Raw genomic sequence first — 18,890 nt, forward strand, 5'->3', positions numbered from 1 at the left:
GATAGGTCAATCGGACGCGAAGAGGTCGGGAACCTTCGACTCCCAGTCGGTGAGCTGGATGAGCGGGTGGTGCGACGGCCCAACGAGCGCGCCGTACTGGCTTTGAAGCCAGCCGTCGATAGTATTGACAACTTCCGTGTCCTGTCGTTTGTCGGCGGGGCGGTCGAAAGAGATGATCTCTTCCCACGTGTCATCTTGGCGGTTGAGACCGACATAAACGGCGGTCTCCGTTCCCTCGAGGTAGCCGACGACAGTCAATTCGCCCGGATTCTCATCAGTATTTAGGCCCACGATGGGAGCACCGTACTCGATAGATGGGAACCAGTCAGATGCCGCAGTCCACATACCACCGGGTGCTGGCTCTGGTGACATCACATCGATGTAGACCTCAATCTGGATGTGATCGGCCGGAGGCTCCACGAGCAAGTCAATCTCATTCAAGTAATCCTGATTGGCGTCATCGATGAGAGTGGCGACTGGCCGATCACGGAGACCGACTTCCTCGGTCGCTTCGCCGGGGATGATGTCAGCCCATACCTTGCGCCAGACGCCGTCGGTGTGGAGGCGGTACCCATACCCAACGACGTGACCGGACCGATCAGGGGCAGTAACCTTCATCAAAAAGGCGATGACCTTGTCGGTGTGTTCGATCTGGATGATGGGAACGGGAACCACCTCAACGAAGGACTCCTGGTAAATCCCCCCAGGGGTGAGTATCTCCCCGAGTTCACCGTGCTGGAGCGGGCGCGGTGGAAGCTGGGACACACAGGCGGCCGCGAAAGTATCATAGAACGACGGCCGGGCGGTTTCCTCCTCGTAGAAGGTGGTCGCCCAAGTCGCGATACGATCATCTATAGCCTGCGAGAACTTCTCGTCGATGGAGTCCTCGGTGAGGATAGTCCAGCCAGTCTCTGGTTCGAAGCCGACACCGAACCAAGCGTTTCCGGCGATGAAGCGGAAGCCAACGATGCCCTCACGGTCGACCCAGTCATCACCGATAGCGACGACGCCGCCCAGATTTTGGATGTTGGAGTTGTCGACTCGGGTGTGAATGTCGGTTCCGTTCAAGGTGGAGGGGGACTCGAAACTATCGGGTGCTTGGAGGCTGATGAAATCCGAGATCGAGAGTGGGTGCCTAGGGAGAGTCGCCAGCACGCGACGGGCGGTGGTCGTTTCGGAACCCATGTGTTTGTGTTTCTGTACTAATCTACCGCGTTCTGCTATTTAAAATATCAGCCGGGAAGCACGCCCCTCGAGCAACAGCATAGAATGGTCAATTACTGGTTCTAATGTGATCCTGGAGGGGACTCGGTACCAGTGGAGGGATTCAGGTTGAATCGTTATGAGTCTGTGTTGCGGGTTCTATCGACGTAGTCGTCGACGGACTCCTGGATTTGTTCCTCCGATGGTGAGGAGGAAGGCGGGGAGACATCTCGATTGATGAGGTCAGGGCGCATCGCCTCCACTTTTTGCTGGTCCTTTGCCTTCACGCGGTCGTACCAAGCTTGGACTGATTCGTTGACCGAATGCGGATTCGCCTGTTCGATGTCGGACCCGCCAGCAACCGCTTGAGCTTCCTTGGGATCGAGTGCTCTGTCTTCATACTCGGGGTTCAACGTCTCACCCTCCTGAAGAGGCGGATTACCCTCAGGTAGTGCCAACACTTCATTATCCGCTGCCACTTCGCTTTCCGTACTTATCCCCAGATCGTCATTCGGTGGGTTCCAATCGCCGTTCTTCACCCGCCGATAGGCGTGACCGGGCCAATTCGCAATCGGCTCGTTGAGATTATTTTTCACGTGGCTCACACCCGCTTTCGCCTCACGAGCGCCGAGCGCCACGCCACCGCCTGCTAATCCGGCCCCAGCTCGAGCGCCCTGTCCCCACGTAGCCTGACTCATCCATTCTTTCCGTGATTTTACGCCACGGTAGGCGCGCTGCGCGTTACTCCGTGCAGTATCCCGTGCCGACGAGACACGTTGTTTCAGATTAGTTTTCGCCGAACTAGCTGCCTGTCGGGGGTGGAATTCGGGTTTTGCTGAGCCAGCCGCTCCATACGCCTTTGGGCCGGTTCCGCTACCGCCACCGAAGTTTCGGAGGGTGTGCTGTCCGGCGCCACCGCCACCCCCTCCGCCACCACCACCTCCGGACGAAGACGGACTACCACTGCCACCGCCGCGTAACGCACTCAGGCCACTAAACCCGAGAAGATGACCGGCGGAACTCCCACCCATCGACAGGGCCTGGATCCCGACGAAACCGGCGAGACCGAGGCCGGAAAGCCAGCCGAGGAACCGCTTCCAAAGGACGAGCTTATTCTGCGATGCGTCAATTCCGGCAGTGAGTGCTTCTGGGCCGTGAGCCCCGCTCGCGTTAGCCACACAGATGTCCGGGGCAGACATACTACAGCCGGTCTGAAGAGCGAGCGCGACGAGCGGCCCCGCGAGGAGGAGATACGCTGTGACCTTGAAGACAAACATAGCGACGTCGTTCGCGTACCGAAGTGGTCCCCAGTCGGTGTACCACATAACAAGCAGGATCGGGAAAGCGGTGTAGACGAGATGGATCATAAAAATGCGGAGGAAGAGGATCATCACAACAAGAGCGATAGCGATGAGAGAGATTGTACCGGCGGCGAGGTAAACGAGCACAGCGGCGATAGCCGAGCCCATCAAATCGCCGATGGCGTTGTTGAGGGCGGGGCCGGCGAGGGAGACCGCGTAAGTCTCGGGCATCACGAGCTTCGTAACGCTATTCGTGAAGACGACCGCGACGTGGAGGAATGGACGGATGAGAGCGAGTGCGAAGAGGGCCTTAACAATACGGATACCCTGCCGTAAATAGGAGCCCTCTGGGGCTTCCGAAAAGAGTGCCGCGATCGTCCCGAGGACGATGACAGTCGGAAAGAGAATCAGCGAGTACTGGAGATTCTGTATAAAAGTTGCATTCGCTCCTTCCTGGTAGTACAACGGGTCGATGACGAGAAACTCCTGGACCATGCCCACGAAAACCTCGCCCAGGACGTTCGTCAAGCCGGTCGCGAGCGTGTTGACGATCCCCTCGAACCAATCCTCTGGGTCAAGAGGATTAAATAGCGGAATGATCGGGAGGGCAGCCATTGCCGCAGTGGAGGAAGCAGTCTGTTGAGCTGTGGGTGCGACACCCAAGAGACGATCTTGAACTTTGGCCGAGAGGACACTGGATGACGTCGATGGTTCCGTTGCGGAGGCTTCTGTTGAGTCCCCAGACTTTCGATGGCGAAGACGGCGACCGACACGGTAGAGCCACCTACTAAGGGTGGTTGGAGAGCGCTCCATGTGAATCGCTGTGTCAAGATATGTTGTCCAATACCTAAAACTTCTACCCCCGAACCAATCGGAGATAGCCACTGACCGAGGACAGTGAGTCACGCTACGATCTCATCGTCAACTGAAGTTCGTAAGGCTGGCTGAATGACGCAGAAGTGGGTGTCGTCAGTCTTGAGAGAATACTGCGAGGGATGGCTACTTGATGGTATACCAGCCGACCCCGACGAGCAAGCCTACGCTCACAGCCAGCGAGAGGAGAGCGGCCTGTACTGGCTGTAAAAAGAACGTCCAGAGATCAACAATCAGGCTCCCGTTTCCGGGAGAGATCGCGGTTGTGTGGCTGGACGAGTAGTAGATGTCGTGATTCTCTGTGTATGGGTCACCAGGGAAGCGCGCGGTGATCGTCGCACTATCGAACGTAGCGTAGGCGACACCGTTGTCGTTTGTAGTGACGGAGGATTCGATCGCCCCGGTCAAGATCAGTTTCCGATCCGGGAGTGGAGTTCCGTCTGGGCCAGTAAGACGGAGTCTGAGTTCCGGCGGCTCGTTTTCTTCCCCTTCTTCCGGCGGAATTACTGTGTAGGTGAGCGACGAATCCTCCATCGAGGTGACCTCTGTTGTCGAGACGGGTATTTCATCCCCGAAGACCGACGGTACTGAGGTGATCTGACCGGGGGCGTCCCTGATGACAATTCTCGAGGTCTGGTTGGCGGTCGCCGTAGTGAGATTCACATTTTCCGCCAGGGTCGCCCGCTTCGAGACGCCAGGAACAGTGCGCTGGCGGAGATCCGTCACCCGTCCGTGACGATACACATCCGTTTCTCCGACGGCCTCAACACTTGGGGACGGTTGTCGAGCAGTGAGTCGGAGGGCAAGTGTTGGTGGGAACTCCGTACGTTGTGGGTCTGGGTCCCAGTTCGACGTTGTTTCACCCCAGCGGTACTGGCGGACACCGTAGACCTGCCAGACGTTCGTTAGGCGTTGGGAACTGGCATTCGAGTCTCCTTCTACGTTGAAGGCGGCCCAACTCCAGAGTGCCCGCTCAGAGAGATGCTCCGGGCCCTCGATAGAGAGGACGATGGAGCGGCTATCGTGTGGTTCCTCAATTACGCGCTGGGAAATCGAGACGCTGTCTGGTGGGACAACGTGGACTGGCCGATCGTCGGTAACGATGAGCTCATCATAGGTGGCATTGACCTCCGTGTGAGTGTACGTCCATGTATCGTTGTGCGGATGGTAGAAATAGTGATCAGTGGTGACTTCCGCGGTGACGTTGATCGTCGCCTGAAGCTCTAGATGTTGCCCTTCACCATCCGAAGGGGGAGCGTTTGCGTAGTCGATATACCGGGCCTCTCGTGCCGATGTTTCTGGTGTCGTGTGTTTCGACCACGTCTGATCGTCGATGCTGAGGTTACGCTCAACCCGTTGTGAGGCGAGATCGTATGTGGTGTTAGTGCGATAGCCGCCGACGACGGCCGTCACAGAGCGATTTACGGTTAGCGGGCCACGACCGGTGGCGCTGACGGTACGTGTGATGGTGTGACCGTCGAGCGTCTCGAACTCAACTGTCTTGGTGACGGTCTGTACGTCGTCCGACGAGTTGTCCTCCGGCGCAGGGATGTTGAGGGTGACGTCCTTTGTTTCGCGGACATGGCGGGTGGTCGTATTTGGTTCTGGGAGGGCGACGCGGTAGTCAACGTACTCAAGGACACGCCCGTCTGGCCCCATTAGATAAGTGCCGTTTGTTTCTGCTCCCGGGGCGGTCACTTCGGCAGCGCTGGTCGCACCCATATACGCGATGAAGCCGTCTTTGATGAATAGGCTATCCTCCCGGTCCGGTGCGCTCGCCGGCCACCGACTCGTTGAGTTTGTTCGTTCGACTCCCGCTAGCTGGTCAAGGCGATACTCCTGCAGTGTCCGGGGTGAGCCATCAATACGGACGCGCGTCTCTGGATTGGTCGTAAGCGTGTAGGTGTCGACTGCGCGAGAGAGATTTTCAGTCGACGCGTTGGCCTCCACAACATACTGGAGGAGGATGCCACCACGACCGCCACCCGGAATGCCGAGAGCCTCCGTATCGCGGTCACTCGCGACAAATACACGAGCATTCCCGTCAACCGGCGGTTGTGCGGTAGAGTTGGATTCGTTGGTCGCGACTACCGCAATCGTAGAGAAGCAGACACTCGAAAGGAGAAGGAAGGCGACGAAGAGGCTGGAAAACTGCCGAGGTGTAGCCCTAGTGATCGTCAACGAAGGCTCGTCGGCTGGGCGGGGGTTGTCTTGTTCCCCCGCAGGGGTATCAAACCGGGAGGTCATACATCACCACTCCGGGACTGGATAGTAACCCGGATATTGGTTGCTTCGAGGGCTACTGGCCGCATAGGGGGCGAACTCACCTGCGAATAGATGGTCTGACGACAAAGTGTTTTCCGCGGTTGAGAGACAGTAGAGCTGTTACTCGTGGGAGTGGTAATTGGACGTTTGAAGCGTTTCGACCGCTGCCGGCCGCAACTGCACGAACGCGAACTCAGCGGCCACGAAGAACCCGTTCAGAAACACGAGAAGCAGGGCGATTGCAATTCGTGCGGCAGCGAAGGCTAACTCCACCATCTGTTAGGATCGTTCTGCGGTCGCTGGTAATCTATTCTTGGGTGCATGGAGCGAATTTGTAGAGGCTGGTCTTCCGTTACTCGGCGTCCATCCAGCAGAATCGGAGACGAATCGTTCTAACTGCCACTTTTTGGGGTACCATAGGATGGGGTTTGGCTTTGCCGAATATACCCATCACCGTCACAAAATCGTGCCGTTTTGAGGACTTGAGAGTGCTTTCACGTCTGGAAACGCGCCCCGGGAAATTCTCGAGTTGTGCTTTCTCAGTCGTCTGAGACTGTTGTCTCTGCGTCGTCGGAGCTGGGCCCCGGTGAACGAAGGGGACCCCGCACATCACCCTCACGCCACGTCCCACGGATGAACCACAGCCACGCAATCACCGCACCAGCAACGTTCGAAATGAAGAATGCAACCCAAATCCCACGCACGCCGAAGATGTACTGCGTGGGAACGTACGGCAACGAGAGTCGGAACTGCGAGGCAATGTACGCAATCGGCAAACGAATCCCGGCGAGCGTGAGGAGTGAAATAGCTGCGGCGACCAGGGTCTTGCCTGCGCCCCGGAAGCCGCCGGTGAACGCCCGCATAATGCCGATGAAGCCGAACGAGAGCGCGACGTACCGCAGGAAAGTCGCACCTTCTCTCAGGACGGCAGGATCATCGGTGAACACGCTGATAATAGGCGTCGGGACGAAGAAGATAAGAACGCCAACGATGGCGAGGATGGCGAATAGTCCTTTCGCAGCAGCGTGGTTCGCTCGCTCTGCCCGGTCGTACTTGCCAGCGCCGATATTCTGGCCCGTCATCGTTTCGACCCCGCGTGCGACAGCGATGGCGGGGAGGAAGATCACCGAGAAGACACGGGTTCCGATTCCAAACGCCGCGACGACGGGCGTCGAAAACAGTCCAACGACGAGCAACAATGCGTTGATCGACAGCGCCCGTCCCGTGCCTTCGATACTCGCCGGCACACCGATTCGGAGGATCTTCCGCAGATAGCGGAAGTCGGGTTTCATATCGCTCACGTGGATCTGGATGCCTCGGGTGCCGGACACCATGATCGCGACGCCAACGAGCATTGCGAGACTTCGGGAGAAGACCGTCGCGATGGCTGCTCCCTGAATCCCGAGTTCGGGGAACCCGATTGTCCCGACGACCGGGGCGTGTTGTATAACGGTCCACCCGTTGATGAGGAAGGGATCGAGGATGACGTTGAGGACGACGGTCCCAAACATGACGAACATCGGGGTGAGCGTGTCTCCGGCCCCGCGCATGAGCGAGATGAAGACGAAGAACCCGAACATGAATGGGAGACCAAGCGCAACAACCTGCATATAGGCGGTCGCGCCCGGGAGGACGTCTGGCGACGCTCCGAGGAAATCCAAGAACGGTCGAACGAACGGGTAACCGACCGCGCCGAGAATCACCGAGGCGAGGAACGCGAATGTGACGGTCTGGGAGGCAGCGTACTCGGCCTTCTCGGTCTCGTCGGCACCGGTATGCTGGGCGACGAGGACGCTGCCAGCCACCGACAATCCCATGCCGAGTGAGATGAGTAGGAACACCATCGGGAAGCCGAATGAAATGGCCGCAAGCGCCTCCGTCGAGTACTGGCCGAGCCAGAAGGTGTCCGCGAGGTTATACGCCGTCTGCATCAGGTTCGTAATGACGATGGGCAGCGAGAGGAAGATGAGTGGTTTGATAATGCCACCCTCTGTTAGGTCAAGCTCCTCTTGGCCCTTGAAGAGACTCACGCGACCACCCCTGGCGTCCATCCGAGCTGCTGTTCGAGGTAGTCTTCGACGAGCTGTCGCGTTTCGGTCGGATCCTCGTCGAGTGCGACCTGGCGTGAGTGCGCACCGTTGATTGCCGTGATGACGAAGCGGGCGACAGTGGCCGGGTCGACGGTGTCGAAGTGGCTGGCCTCGATACCGTCACGAACAGCGTTTGCGACGACGTCTCGCATCCGCTCGTCCATCTCGATGAGCCGTTCTCGATAAGTGTCCTGATACGGTGCCTGTGCTTTGATTTCGAACAGTGCGATTGGGAAGTCACTGTCGGCGGTTGCAGCGGGTTCGAAGACCGCATCCAGAAACGCAGCGAGTCGCTCACGTGGGTCGCCGGCTTCACAGGCCAATCGCTCCTCGAATCGACTGAGCAGATGGTCGAGAAACGCGTTCAGTAGCTCCTCTTTGGTCTCGAAGTGGTAGTGGAACGCAGCCGTCGACATCGACGATTCATTTGCGATTCGTTGCATCGTCAAGTCGGCGTTGCCGTGCTTACAGAGTGCCCGGTAGGTCGCCTCCATAATCTCATCAGACGCGTCTGTACTCATTCGCTACCCAAACTTACTAACTAGTTAGTCAAAAGGGTTGGGATATCAAAGATAATCACTGCGGTGACGAACCTACCGAACTTCGGATGGTCGGTACTGGCTCTCGTCAGTAATGAGGGTTGACCGGTTGAATACCTCACTACGAAGTTTCGGGTGTGATACCTGGTCAACCCCCGACTGAAGACTACATCTGGGGGCACCTAAGAGTACCGAGGATGACTTCGATTCAGAGTTTGTGAGCGCTCTGGAGTTGTTGTTTTTCACTCTCAGTGAGGATAGTTGCTCCGCATTCTGGACAGTCAACGTCCGTAGGTGCGAATGGGGCCAGATCGATGTCGCGACTCGTGAACTCACAGTGCGGGCAATCAACTCCAGCGACCTTCCCGCCGAGCAGGATAACACGCTCACGAATCCCATCATCAAGACTCATGCGAGAACGTAGACGAGCCCGCGAGGAAAGGGTTGTGTCCAGTACGAACGGGCCTGATACCCTACGCGGTACGAGTGGACACCCCGATGAGAGACGACCGCAGAGCCCCGGTTCACGGACGGTGTTTTGGGATTCTCGGTGCCATCGTTTTTTAGCCGGTCGGGTTCTCTGCTCGGTTATGCATGTGTTAGTACCGATAGACGGGTCCGAATGTAGCCGTCGTGCACTCAGGCACGCAGTCGATGTTGCCACAGCCCGCACTGGGAAGATTGATGTGGTTCATTTCACGGATGTTCGCACCGAGGCGACAAACGACGTTATTGAGGCTGCGGAAGAGATTCTCACGACGGCCGGGGTTGAGAGCCAGACAGAGGTCATCACAGATACTCGGGTAAGTGAACCACGGTCCTCGACGCACATCGGGAAGCGTATTCTGCAGCTCGTCGATGACCGCGAGTACGACCAGGTGATCATGGGTCATCATGGGACTGGTGCCGTGGGGGAACTCATTCTTGGCAGTGCAGCGAAAACTGTCCTTGAGGCTGGTTCTGTTCCTGTTACTGTCGTTCCCTGAGTGGCTGTGGGCACTCGCGAACTACCGATATAGAACCGCTTAACTGACGGGATACAGAACGCAGAGGTGATGTTCGGTGGATCGCTCGAGCTGCCACTGTCGGTCAGCCTTCGGGTTGTCGAGAATCTTGGGTTGCTTATCGCGTCGTTTCTCCTGTTATTACTCGGTGCCGAGGTCTTCACGAACGGTGTCGAATGGCTCGGGCATCGGCTGGGTGTCTCGGAGAGTGCCACAGGGTCGATCCTCGCCGCGGTCGGGACTGCCCTCCCCGAGACCATGATTCCAGTCATCGCGATCGTGCAGGGTCTCCTGACGGGGTCTCAAGCCGCTGCCGAGCATGTAGGCGTCGGCGCAATTCTGGGGGCTCCGTTTATGCTTGCAACAATAGCGTTATTTTTAGTTGGTGCAAGTGTCCTCTACTTTTCTGACCGCCGGTTGCATGGGCGACAGTTTTCCTTCAACGCAGCGGCAACCCGTCGTGATCTCGGAATCTTTCTCGTCGGATACTCCTTGGCGCTGGGTGCAGCACTGCTTCCGCCACATCTCTCAATTGGCCCTCTTCCCGTGGATTACGTGTTCGGGGCTGCGCTTGTCGGACTCTATCTCGTATACGTCTATCGCTCACTACAGACCGGCCAGCTTATCGAAGATGAGGGCCTTGAATCGCTGTACATAGGGTTGCTCCTCGAACGCGGTGAAGCCGCTCTATCGTCGGCCACATCAAACAGCAATCATGGTGGTGATCCACATCGTGGGCTCGTATTTCTGCAGACGGTGGTCGCGCTCGTATTCATCGTTGGGGGTGCGCAGCTCTTTGTTACCGAGGTTCAGTATTTTTCGGCGGAGGTGCTTCATTTTCCGACCGCTGTGCTTGCGTTGCTGATTGCCCCTCTAGCGACGGAGCTGCCCGAGAAGCTCAACAGTATCATCTGGATTTCGCGGGATAAAGATACGCTCGCGATCGGTAATATCACCGGCGCGATGGCCTTCCAGAGCACGGTTCCAGTGACGCTCGGAATTCTGTTCACCTCGTGGAATCTCTCGCTGACGTGGGGAACGACGGGTTTTCTGAACGCGTTATCGACGGTATTAGCACTCGTCGGTGGCGGAATACTCTACATTCGCGCTCGGTCGGCCGGAGAGATGGATATGAATCCGCTTCCGTTTCTCATTGGTGGCCTCTTGTACGCCTTGTTCATCGTCGTTGTTTTATATCACGTATTTTATCTCGGCGTTAGCGTCGGTGGCACTCACTGAACTGACGCCCGCTCTGGCCTACGGCGGATTCTCTTCTTCGTCACTCTCGATCCCCCGGTAGCCGTATTTTTATAGCATCTGTTCGTAGGGCACCTGTATGAGACACAGGATGACCGAGCTTGCTCCCCGGCTTGCTGGTCATGAGTGAGAAAATCGGTCTTCCCGAAGCAGTTTCTATCGCTGTCGGTGGCATGGTCGGGGGCGGTATTTTCGCGGTTCTGGGTGTCGTTGCCGCCGGGGCTGGAACCGCGGCGTGGATCGCGTTTACGCTATCCGGTCTGATTGCCCTGTGTGCGGGCTATTCGTTTGTTCGGCTGAATACCCTGTGTTCGGAGCTGCGTAGCCCGATCGGGCAGATTGAGGAGATCTCCGACAGCCGGCAGCTCGCCGGGCTCATTGGGTGGCTGTTGACGTTCGGCTACGTGGGCACCATGGCGATGTACGCCTTCGCGTTCGGGAGTTATCTGGCTGAACTGGTTGGCGTTCAGCACGTGCTTACCCTCCCGGCTCGTCCCGTGTTTTCGGTCGGTGGTGTCGTCCTCTTTGGCGGTCTGAATCTCCTTGGCGCGCATGCGTCAGGTAAATCCGAGGATGCACTCGTCGCTGCAAAGGTTGTGCTTCTCCTGTTGTTTGCCGGGGGCGGCCTCTACTACGGTGCCTCCCACAACACGATTGTATCGGGCTTTGACGCCATCAGCATCAACGCGCTTACTGCTGCTGCCATCGCGTTCGTCGCCTTCGAGGGCTGGGAACTCCTGATGTTCGATCAGGATAGCATCCGCAACCCGTCAGAGACAGTCGCCAACGCGATTTACATCTCGCTCATCGGAACGACGATACTCTATGCACTCGTTGCCGTCGTCACAACGAACCTCGTCTCCCTCGCGACGATCAAGGACCACCCCGAGACAGCGCTGGCAATCGCGGCAGAGCCGCTTCTCGGCCACCTCGGATTCACTCTCATCGCGATCGCCGCGGTACTCTCGACGGCGAGCGCACTGAACGCGACCCTGTTCAGTGCATCGCGCTTGTCGGCCCAAATATCTCAGACCACCGCCGGCGACGAACAGCAACAGACTAAATCAGCGACCACGGATGGCGGGCGTAACCCGTCAGGATACGGTGCGTCCACGCCGACGCACCGTTCGCCCGGTGCCACGACCGAGTCAGCCCCGCCTGTGCGAACTATCATGGTAATCGGCACGCTCACGTCGATTTTCACGCTGTACGGGAATCTGAACAGCATCACCTCGTTCGCCTCCGGTGCGTTCATGACGATCTTTGGACTCGTGAGTTGGCTCGCGTTCACGAAGCGTAACTCGCTGGTGAGTACGATCATCCCTACGGCAGGTATCGTTGGTTCCGTATCGGCACTGCTCGCACTCGGATGGAACCTGCATCGAACTGATCCGGACGTTCTCGTGACTGTAGCGGTCATCTGGGCGGTGGTCCTCTCCGTCTATTGGGTGCCGAGACGGCGGTGACGATTCTCGTGCCGTCGGTGTACCTACCAGTAATCACGTTTATTAGCGGGCAGACCCATCTTCCCAGTAGAACAAAACAATGGGATGCAAGGTCGATTCCCTCATCGAACGCCACGCCCTGACCGTGCCCGACGCCGGGTACGAGTCGGTCGATGAGTATCTCGTGGCGCGGTGGACCGGCTCGGACGGTCGCTCAGCCGTTGGCTACAAGGCACTCACCGAATGGTTCAATAAGCGACTGCTGAAACGAATCTACGACGAACACGATCGTGGCACGGTGAACGTCCACCTAGAGCGCGAGTACGAGATTATCACCGGCGACGAAGACATCCAGCGTGACGAACTCGCCGCCGACCTTGCGACCGATGGGCTTGATATCGACGACATTGCTGACGAGCTGGTGTCGTGGAGTACGATGCGTCATCACCTCAAGGGCTGTCTCGACGCCGAGAAGGACACGACCCCCGCAGAAACGGACTGGGAAACCAATACCGTCCAGATGACCCGAGAACGGGCCGCAGAAAAAGCCCGATCGGTCCTGTCATCGCTCACATCGAAGGGCCGACTTCGGGACGCGGATCGCGCACAGGTGGATGTCCAAGTCAAACTGAGTTGCCCAGACTGTTCAGTCCGGGTGCCGTTCGAGGATGCCGTCGAGCGGGGCTACGTATGTGAGACACACGCCGAGACCGAGTCCGAGGAACCGGTGCTCGAACGCGTTGGAAACCGGTCGTCGGCCGTTGCACTTCCATATTTAGCCGTTGAAGCGCTCCAGACCGCCTTCTTCGGGGAACCGTTCCTCCTCGAAGCCGCCACGATCGCCGCTCTCTAAGTATGACGTGGCACCTCTCTCTCGAGAATATTGCAGGCATCCGGCAGGGTGACGCTGATATCGAGCCGGGCGTCAATGCTGTCCGGGCGAGCAACTGGCAGGGAAAATCAAGTTTCCTTGCGGGCATCAAGACCGCGTTCGGAACTGCGACGCCGCTGACCGAAGGGCAGTCGACTGGTCGAGTTGTCTTGCAAACGGATGATGAGGAGATTACAGTCGAATTAGAACGGACGAACGGGTCCGTGTCGCGATCCGGACAGCCGTATCTGGAAGACGAATACGATCGTATCTGTGCGGAGTTGTTCGCGTTCCTCGACGAGGACAACGACATCCGCCAGGCGGTGCGAACCGGTGAGAACCTGGAGACGTTGCTCACCCGGCCGCTTGATTTCGAGAACATCGACGAGCAGATTGCGGACTTACAGACCGAACGTGAGCAAGTCGAGCGCGAACTCGAACGAGCCGATCAGGCGGCCGAACGCCTCCCACAACTCCAGCAACGAGTCACAAATCTCGAAGACGATCTCGAGGAGCTGCGTGCTGAACGGGAAGCTATCGATGACGACAGCGGTGGCGAGAGCGACGCTCGCGACCAGCTGAGTGACCTTCGCGCGGAACGTGACCAGGTAACCACAAAAATCGAGCGTCTGGAGGCGACTGCCGAGCGCGTTCGGGAGACGTTGGCCGAAAAGCGGACCGAACTGGAGTCGCTTACCGTTCCATCGGATGCTGACGTTGAGGACAAACTCGAGAATCTTCATGCCGACCTCCGTGACTTTGAGCGCGACAAGGAGCTATTGCAGTCGGTCTACGAAGCCAACAAACGGGTACTCGACGAAGGGCGTGTGGAACTGCTGACCGAGGTCTCGCACGATATGCTGTCGGATTCGGTGACGTGTTGGCTCTGTGGGAACGACGCGACACGTGACGATATCGAGGCACAGCTGACGGCGCTCGATGACCGGATTGCAGACCTCCGATCGCAGGCTGCCGAGACCCGTGATCGTGTGGAGAACCTCGAAGCGCGGCGCGATGAGATCAAGCAGGCGCGCCGAAAAGAAACAGACTTGACCGATCGCATCGGCGACCTGGAATCCCGCCTTGCCGAGACTGAGGAGAGCCTCGAGACAGCGCGCGATCGCCGAGAGGAGCTCGAATCTCGTATTGCTGACCTCGAAGCAGAAGTCGATTCGACTGAAAACCGGGTTACGGACCTCGAAAGCGAGATCAAATACACCGAAGCAGAGTTGACAGACGCGCGTGAGGAACTCGAGGAAACCGAGACCCTCGCAGAGCAACGCGAGATGCTCGAAAAGGAGTACGACTCACTGACTGACGAAATCACGGACCTCCGCACTCGGAAAGAGGACGTCAAGCAACGAACGCGCGAGGCGTTTTCGTCAGCACTCGCTGATCTGCTCGAACAGTTCGACACGGGGTTCGAGACGGCCCGTCTCACGAGTACGTTCGATCTCGTCGTCGCACGCGAGGGGCGCGAAGCCCAGTTGGACGCATTGAGTGAAGGCGAACGAGAGCTTCTTGGCATCGTCGCAGTACTTGCGGGCTATGAGGCCTTCGAGGTGAGCCAGCGTGTCCCGGTGATGCTTCTCGATGGCCTTGGCGGACTCGCCAGCGATAATCTACAAATCTTGGTTGAATATCTGGCTGCGCGAACGGAGTACCTCGTCCTCACGGCGTATCCCGAATACGAGGGGTTCGACGGAAACGAACTGTCGCCGTCTGAGTGGCAGGTCGTGTCGCACGAACCGGACGTCGGTGCAGCGTAGGCGGAACATCGCCTGATCGTTCTTTCGTCGTCCCGATCTCTTGATCTCCAGCCCGTATCGAACCCTTGCACCACATTCATTACTGTGGTACGAGGTGACAGCCTCTCGCCAGATTTAAGTACAGAGTTCATCTACGGGGATTGTGATGAGTCGGTTCACCGAACAGCACGAGAAGGGAGTCCGTGCCTTTACCGAGGGTCTGGAACACAAGCAGAAGACGTGTACCAACTGTGGATTCGAGGATAGTGTTCTTCACAGTGAGTGGAGGGCACACGTCGAGACGACGCCGAAGTCCGGCCATATCAAATACAAACTCACATGTCCGGATTGCGACTCGACTGAAATCGTCGAAATCGATATTTGATTACCTCTGTTCAAGCAGGTCGAGATTTTTGAGCCGAGACTGAACTGTGCCGAGCGCTGTCTCGGCGTCTTCAACTGTCTGTGCACCCGTAATTACCAGTTTGCCACTCCCAAAGAGCAGGACGACGACAGGCGGGTCGTCGAGTCGGTAGACGAGTCCAGGGAACTGTTCTGGTTCGTACTCGATGTTCGCGAGGCCGAGACCAATTGCGATTGCATTGAGATTCAGTCGTTCGTCGAGATCGCCACTGGTCACCATGTTCTCGATGGTGATCTCCGGGTCCTCGTCGACGTGGATCCCGAGATGACGCAATTCTTGAAAGAAGATCTCGAGTGCGTCCTCAACAGCGGTCACACTTTGGGCCCCGGTACAGACGACTTTTCCCGACCGGAAGATGAGTGCCGCAGCCTGCGGGTTCTGTGTTCGATAGACCAAACCTGGGAAGTGGTCGGGTGCATAATCGGTTGACGGGAGGTCGTCGGCGAGTGTTTCGAGGTCGAGTTCTTGGCCGATACTGGTCGATGCTACAACGTTCTCAACCGCAAGTGTATCTGATAGACTGCTCATCTCTCTGCTCGAATGTTTCCACGAATGATAAAATACTGGTCGATATCCATCTGGCGGAGCTATCGGTCTTCCATGAGGGTTGCGATGAGCTCAATTCCTAAGATGGCCACTTGATACTATCAATCGGCTACGATCGCTCAGTCTGTGAGCGGGAGGAAGATACCGAAGCCGAAGACAGAGAAGAATCCAACTGCAATCCCGATCACCATTGAATCGAATAGGACTGTTCGTTCCCATCCGGGGAGTGCCCCTGCGAGACTTGGACCAGCAGCAGCTCCGAGAGCACCGAGAAGAAAGAGCCCTAGCCCCAGCAAGAACCCACGTTTGGCGTACTTTGCATAGTCGAGTCTCATATTGTGGCCCATAGTCACTCGTGGTCTATGCTCGATAATATCTGTTTCGACCCCAGCCGATCGATTATCACGGAGATATCGAGCGAAGGTGCGTGCCGTACGTCCTACTCTGTTTGGGGGACGGCATAGGCACCGAGACCGAAGAATACAACTGCTAACACTGCCAGGACGACTAACTCGCTTCCTGCTGACTGGTGCAGATAGGTTGCGTTTCGAACGCCGCGAGCGAAGTACGTGAGCGGTGAGAGACCGATAGCCGGTCGGAACCATACCGGGAGCATATCCGGGGTAATGAACGTCTCGGACAGGAACACGAGCGGGAGGGCAACTGCGTTGCTCGCGGCGATAACTCCATCCTGTGAGTCAGCGACCCGGCCTAACAGTGCCCCAATCCCACAGAACACCACGACAGCCAGTACGATGAACGGGAGTAGGAACGGGGAGAGACTGAAACTTCCTCCAGTCAGAAGCTCAAGTACACCCAGCACGATTACGCTGGCGAGCAGGATGATCCCGACGTTTACCAGCGTGTGTGCTGCCAGCCATTCGCCCCGATTGAGAGGTGTCGTCGCCAGCTTCTCGAATCGATTCCCCTCTCGATACCGGGCGATAGAACTCCCGATTCGGGAGAGGGGAGTAAACAGCACAATGATTGCGAGATAGCCTGGGACGTAAAATCCAGTCGGATGTCCGAAGAGGCCGCCGCCGGTGGGATTCGTCTGGACGACAGCTCCGAAGATCCCGACGAGGATGAGCGGGAAGCCGAACGTGAAGAAGACCGCCGTCCGCCGCCGGAGGAACGACCGCCAAGCCGTCCCAGCCTCGGCACCGACACGCGTGATCCAGGTCATTGTGATTCCCCCACGGGATTCACAGCAGGTTCTGATGGTTGTTGTTCGTTGATCGTTTCGGTGGTGAGGTGCAAATAGACGTCTTCAAGCGACGGCTCGGTCCAAGTAAGCGTCTCGTAGTCGATTCCCTGTGCTTCCAGCCGACTGACTATCTCTCCGATCTCCGCCGGTGCAACGTCTGGTATTCGCAGTCCCGTTTCGGTTGTCTCGACGTCGACACCGAGCGACTCGATCCCGTGTAGAGACTGCTCTGTTTCGATGCGGAGGTGTGTTCCGCCGCCATATCGCTCGATGAGGGCAGTCGGCCGGCCGACTTCGACAAGTGAACCAGAATCGAGTAGAGCTACTTGATCCGCTAGCTGTTCGGCTTCTTCCATGTAATGGGTCGTGAGGAAGACTGTCGTTCCGTCGTCTGCAAGGTCGGTGATGAGCGACCAGAGTGCTTGCCGCCCAGCTGGATCGATCCCTGTCGTCGGTTCGTCGAGAAAGAGGAGATCGGGATCGTTGATCAGAGCGATGCCGACACAGACGCGCCGTTGCTGACCACCGGACAGGTTCGTATACCACGTTTCGTCGGCTGTTTCCAGCCCAACATCGGTAAGTACGTCGTCGACGGGTCGGGGATCGTCATAGAGCCCTGCATAATAGCCCAGCAACTCACGTGCTGACAACCGCTCCGGTGGTGTAAACGATTGAGGGAGGAGTCCAATCCGTCCTTTTTTGACTTGATTCGGTGACTGCCCTAACACAGTAACCGATCCCGCGTCTGGCATCGTGGTCCCGGTGAGTGTGCGGACGAGCGTCGTTTTTCCGGCCCCATTCGGCCCTACGAGTGCAAAAACGTCCCCGCTATCGACTGACAGTGAGACGTCTTTGAGCGCGATGGTATCGCCGTATCGCTTGGAGATACCCTCGGCAGTAACTGCCGCGGTCATACTGGAGAATTGGAACGACTTGAGGTAAGCCATTCGATTTTGGCATGAACTGCAGTCCAAACAGCCGACATTTCTATTCCTCGGACAACAGAACTCGGAACGGCACCGTGGGACATCTAACAATCACTTAGCGATTGTTAGACGAATCGCCAGTGGAGATGTGAACACGAGCCCTACCGACTCCGGGGTCTACTCTTGTCACCAACGGCTGTACTTCGCCCCGGGATCGACGACGTCTGGAAATAAGGGCAGTAGCCGAACAGAAGGGTTGATAACTGTCTAGTTCAATCCCCAGATAATGGCATGCCAGCAGAGCAGTTAGAGTCGTTTCTCGATAACCCCGCGATGCGTGAGGCTGTGTCAGTCGCGTTCGAACGGAGTGACGGGGGTAACGAGGAACTCCAGTGGGCCGACGTTAAGGACGCGCTGTCGAGTGGCCAGTGGGGACGCTTGATCGAAACCGGCGTTCTCGTAAGTGGAGGTGCCGGATTTACCTTTGCAAACCCGGACCGCGTCGAGCAGACACTTGAGGAACACGGTCATCTCTCGAATATGTCTGACGATGGCGATATGATCGAATCTGAGTCGTGGGCCTGGTACGACAAAGCGGCCGGTGTGGCGGCACTCGCGCTCTTTGCCGGATATTGGAATACGGGGATACGGGATTTCATCGCATCCTTCGATAACATCGTCCTCGCGCCAATCACCAATGCTCTCCCGTTCTACGCGGTCATCATCATCCTCGCGATCGTCACCGGTCTCTATTCTACCGTCCTGCAGTCTCGGCTTATGGACCACGAAAAAATGCAGGCGTATCAGGAGAGGATGAACGACCTGAAAGAGCGCAAAGAGGCAGCCAAAGAACGAGGCGACGACGAAGCGCTCGAACGGATTCAGGAGGAGCAGATGGAAGCAGCTGGCGATCAACTGGGAATGTTCAAACTGCAGTTTCGTCCAACGGTCTGGATTATGCTCATAACCATCCCCGTGTTCCTCTGGCTTCGCTGGAAGGTACGTGGTGGTCACCTCGGTGGAGATGAGGCAGGGATGATTGTTCCATTGGCCGGTGCTGTCTCGTGGCAAGACCCTCTGTTAGGCCCGATGCCCACGTGGATTGTCTGGTATTTCCTTTGTTCGATGGCATCGCGGCAGATTATCCAGAAGACGCTCAATATCCAGACGTCCTCCACATCTTGACAACGA

17 protein-coding genes and 1 pseudogene are annotated in these 18,890 nt (G+C 57.4%); 7 read left to right on the plus strand and 11 right to left on the minus strand.

Annotated elements, in window-relative coordinates; all coding sequences use genetic code 11:
- Positions 1 to 6 precede the first annotated feature (6 nt).
- From ACERIT_RS07090 to ACERIT_RS07120, 7 genes and pseudogenes are all read right to left on the minus strand, one after another.
- Positions 7 to 1,185, minus strand: coding sequence for a hypothetical protein (locus tag ACERIT_RS07090; protein ID WP_373674144.1), 1,179 nt, complete (start codon positions 1,183 to 1,185; stop codon positions 7 to 9).
- A gap of 155 nt (positions 1,186 to 1,340) precedes the next feature.
- Entirely contained in the window at positions 1,341 to 3,119 is a 1,779-nt protein-coding gene (locus ACERIT_RS07095) for a hypothetical protein (protein ID WP_373674145.1), read from the minus strand.
- 384 nt (positions 3,120 to 3,503) lie between these two features.
- Positions 3,504 to 5,624 carry a hypothetical protein gene (locus ACERIT_RS07100; RefSeq protein WP_373674146.1) on the minus strand — a complete coding sequence of 707 codons (2,121 nt, stop codon included), beginning with the start codon at positions 5,622 to 5,624 and terminating at the stop codon, positions 3,504 to 3,506.
- A gap of 168 nt (positions 5,625 to 5,792) precedes the next feature.
- Positions 5,793 to 5,918, minus strand: a pseudogene (locus ACERIT_RS07105) (hypothetical protein); the annotation flags it as partial.
- A 263-nt stretch (positions 5,919 to 6,181) separates the two neighbouring features.
- Positions 6,182 to 7,672 carry an MATE family efflux transporter gene (locus tag ACERIT_RS07110; RefSeq protein WP_373674147.1) on the minus strand — a complete coding sequence of 497 codons (1,491 nt, stop codon included), beginning with the start codon at positions 7,670 to 7,672 and terminating at the stop codon, positions 6,182 to 6,184.
- Entirely contained in the window at positions 7,669 to 8,253 is a 585-nt protein-coding gene (locus tag ACERIT_RS07115) for a TetR/AcrR family transcriptional regulator (protein WP_373674148.1), read from the minus strand. The genes ACERIT_RS07110 and ACERIT_RS07115 overlap by 4 nt, the downstream gene beginning before the upstream one ends.
- A 226-nt stretch (positions 8,254 to 8,479) precedes the next feature.
- Positions 8,480 to 8,683 carry a hypothetical protein gene (locus tag ACERIT_RS07120; protein WP_373674149.1) on the minus strand — a complete coding sequence of 68 codons (204 nt, stop codon included), beginning with the start codon at positions 8,681 to 8,683 and terminating at the stop codon, positions 8,480 to 8,482.
- Positions 8,684 to 8,861: 178 nt separating this feature from the next.
- Between ACERIT_RS07120 and ACERIT_RS07125 the strand changes: the two genes are divergently transcribed.
- The 6 genes from ACERIT_RS07125 to ACERIT_RS07150 all read left to right on the plus strand — a co-directional run bounded on the left by ACERIT_RS07125 (position 8,862) and on the right by ACERIT_RS07150 (position 14,981).
- Positions 8,862 to 9,257 (plus strand): universal stress protein, encoded by a 396-nt coding sequence (locus ACERIT_RS07125; RefSeq protein ID WP_373674150.1) that lies wholly within the window; start codon positions 8,862 to 8,864, stop codon positions 9,255 to 9,257.
- A 69-nt stretch (positions 9,258 to 9,326) separates the two neighbouring features.
- Positions 9,327 to 10,514: a sodium:calcium antiporter gene (locus tag ACERIT_RS07130; RefSeq protein ID WP_373674151.1), complete on the plus strand. Its 1,188-nt coding sequence runs from the start codon at positions 9,327 to 9,329 to the stop codon at positions 10,512 to 10,514.
- Between the two features lie 140 nt (positions 10,515 to 10,654).
- The gene (locus ACERIT_RS07135; protein ID WP_373674152.1) at positions 10,655 to 11,998 is read left to right on the plus strand and encodes an APC family permease; all 1,344 of its coding nucleotides are present in this window, start codon (positions 10,655 to 10,657) and stop codon (positions 11,996 to 11,998) included.
- Between the two features lie 79 nt (positions 11,999 to 12,077).
- Complete coding sequence (gene rdfA / locus ACERIT_RS07140; RefSeq protein ID WP_373674153.1) at positions 12,078 to 12,830, plus strand: rod-determining factor RdfA; 753 nt, start codon at positions 12,078 to 12,080, stop codon at positions 12,828 to 12,830.
- Between the two features lie 2 nt (positions 12,831 to 12,832).
- Entirely contained in the window at positions 12,833 to 14,617 is a 1,785-nt protein-coding gene (locus ACERIT_RS07145; protein WP_373674154.1) for an archaea-specific SMC-related protein, read from the plus strand.
- A gap of 145 nt (positions 14,618 to 14,762) precedes the next feature.
- Positions 14,763 to 14,981, plus strand: a complete 219-nt coding sequence (locus ACERIT_RS07150) for a hypothetical protein (RefSeq protein ID WP_373674155.1) — start codon at positions 14,763 to 14,765, stop codon at positions 14,979 to 14,981.
- Here the strand turns inward: ACERIT_RS07150 and ACERIT_RS07155 are convergent, their stop codons facing one another.
- From ACERIT_RS07155 to ACERIT_RS07170, 4 genes are all read right to left on the minus strand, one after another.
- Positions 14,982 to 15,548, minus strand: coding sequence for a TATA-box-binding protein (locus ACERIT_RS07155; RefSeq protein WP_373674156.1), 567 nt, complete (start codon positions 15,546 to 15,548; stop codon positions 14,982 to 14,984).
- A gap of 137 nt (positions 15,549 to 15,685) precedes the next feature.
- Positions 15,686 to 15,913, minus strand: a complete 228-nt coding sequence (locus ACERIT_RS07160; RefSeq protein WP_373674157.1) for a hypothetical protein — start codon at positions 15,911 to 15,913, stop codon at positions 15,686 to 15,688.
- Positions 15,914 to 16,005: 92 nt separating this feature from the next.
- Positions 16,006 to 16,752: an ABC transporter permease gene (locus tag ACERIT_RS07165; protein WP_373674158.1), complete on the minus strand. Its 747-nt coding sequence runs from the start codon at positions 16,750 to 16,752 to the stop codon at positions 16,006 to 16,008.
- On the minus strand, positions 16,749 to 17,687 hold the full coding sequence (locus ACERIT_RS07170; protein ID WP_373674159.1) for an ATP-binding cassette domain-containing protein: 939 nt from the start codon (positions 17,685 to 17,687) through the stop codon (positions 16,749 to 16,751). Before ACERIT_RS07170 ends, ACERIT_RS07165 begins: the two co-directional genes overlap by 4 nt.
- 303 nt (positions 17,688 to 17,990) lie before the next feature.
- Here ACERIT_RS07170 and ACERIT_RS07175 point away from each other — a divergent pair, with 303 nt between their 5' ends.
- A complete protein-coding gene (locus ACERIT_RS07175; protein WP_373674160.1) occupies positions 17,991 to 18,884 on the plus strand; it encodes a DUF106 domain-containing protein in 894 nt (297 codons plus the stop codon).
- The last annotated feature ends 6 nt before the right edge of the window (positions 18,885 to 18,890 follow it).

The sequence above is a fragment of the Halopenitus sp. H-Gu1 genome, from assembly GCF_041821145.1.
Taxonomy (GTDB): Archaea; Halobacteriota; Halobacteria; order Halobacteriales; family Haloferacaceae; genus Halopenitus.

What these genes read in the sequence shown, in the direction of transcription:
- ACERIT_RS07170 (WP_373674159.1), bottom strand. Translation starts at nt 17,687, where the DNA reads ATGACCGCGGCAGTTACTGCCGAGGGTATCTCCAAGCGATACGGCGAT.
- ACERIT_RS07160 (WP_373674157.1), bottom strand. Translation starts at nt 15,913, where the DNA reads ATGGGCCACAATATGAGACTCGACTATGCAAAGTACGCCAAACGTGGG.
- ACERIT_RS07100 (WP_373674146.1), bottom strand. Translation starts at nt 5,624, where the DNA reads ATGACCTCCCGGTTTGATACCCCTGCGGGGGAACAAGACAACCCCCGC.
- ACERIT_RS07095 (WP_373674145.1), bottom strand. Translation starts at nt 3,119, where the DNA reads ATGGCTGCCCTCCCGATCATTCCGCTATTTAATCCTCTTGACCCAGAG.
- ACERIT_RS07175 (WP_373674160.1), top strand. Translation starts at nt 17,991, where the DNA reads ATGCCAGCAGAGCAGTTAGAGTCGTTTCTCGATAACCCCGCGATGCGT.
- ACERIT_RS07120 (WP_373674149.1), bottom strand. Translation starts at nt 8,683, where the DNA reads ATGAGTCTTGATGATGGGATTCGTGAGCGTGTTATCCTGCTCGGCGGG.
- ACERIT_RS07135 (WP_373674152.1), top strand. Translation starts at nt 10,655, where the DNA reads ATGAGTGAGAAAATCGGTCTTCCCGAAGCAGTTTCTATCGCTGTCGGT.
- ACERIT_RS07115 (WP_373674148.1), bottom strand. Translation starts at nt 8,253, where the DNA reads ATGAGTACAGACGCGTCTGATGAGATTATGGAGGCGACCTACCGGGCA.
- ACERIT_RS07130 (WP_373674151.1), top strand. Translation starts at nt 9,327, where the DNA reads ATGTTCGGTGGATCGCTCGAGCTGCCACTGTCGGTCAGCCTTCGGGTT.
- ACERIT_RS07155 (WP_373674156.1), bottom strand. Translation starts at nt 15,548, where the DNA reads ATGAGCAGTCTATCAGATACACTTGCGGTTGAGAACGTTGTAGCATCG.
- rdfA (WP_373674153.1), top strand. Translation starts at nt 12,078, where the DNA reads ATGGGATGCAAGGTCGATTCCCTCATCGAACGCCACGCCCTGACCGTG.
- ACERIT_RS07125 (WP_373674150.1), top strand. Translation starts at nt 8,862, where the DNA reads ATGCATGTGTTAGTACCGATAGACGGGTCCGAATGTAGCCGTCGTGCA.
- ACERIT_RS07165 (WP_373674158.1), bottom strand. Translation starts at nt 16,752, where the DNA reads ATGACCTGGATCACGCGTGTCGGTGCCGAGGCTGGGACGGCTTGGCGG.
- ACERIT_RS07150 (WP_373674155.1), top strand. Translation starts at nt 14,763, where the DNA reads ATGAGTCGGTTCACCGAACAGCACGAGAAGGGAGTCCGTGCCTTTACC.
- ACERIT_RS07090 (WP_373674144.1), bottom strand. Translation starts at nt 1,185, where the DNA reads ATGGGTTCCGAAACGACCACCGCCCGTCGCGTGCTGGCGACTCTCCCT.
- ACERIT_RS07145 (WP_373674154.1), top strand. Translation starts at nt 12,833, where the DNA reads ATGACGTGGCACCTCTCTCTCGAGAATATTGCAGGCATCCGGCAGGGT.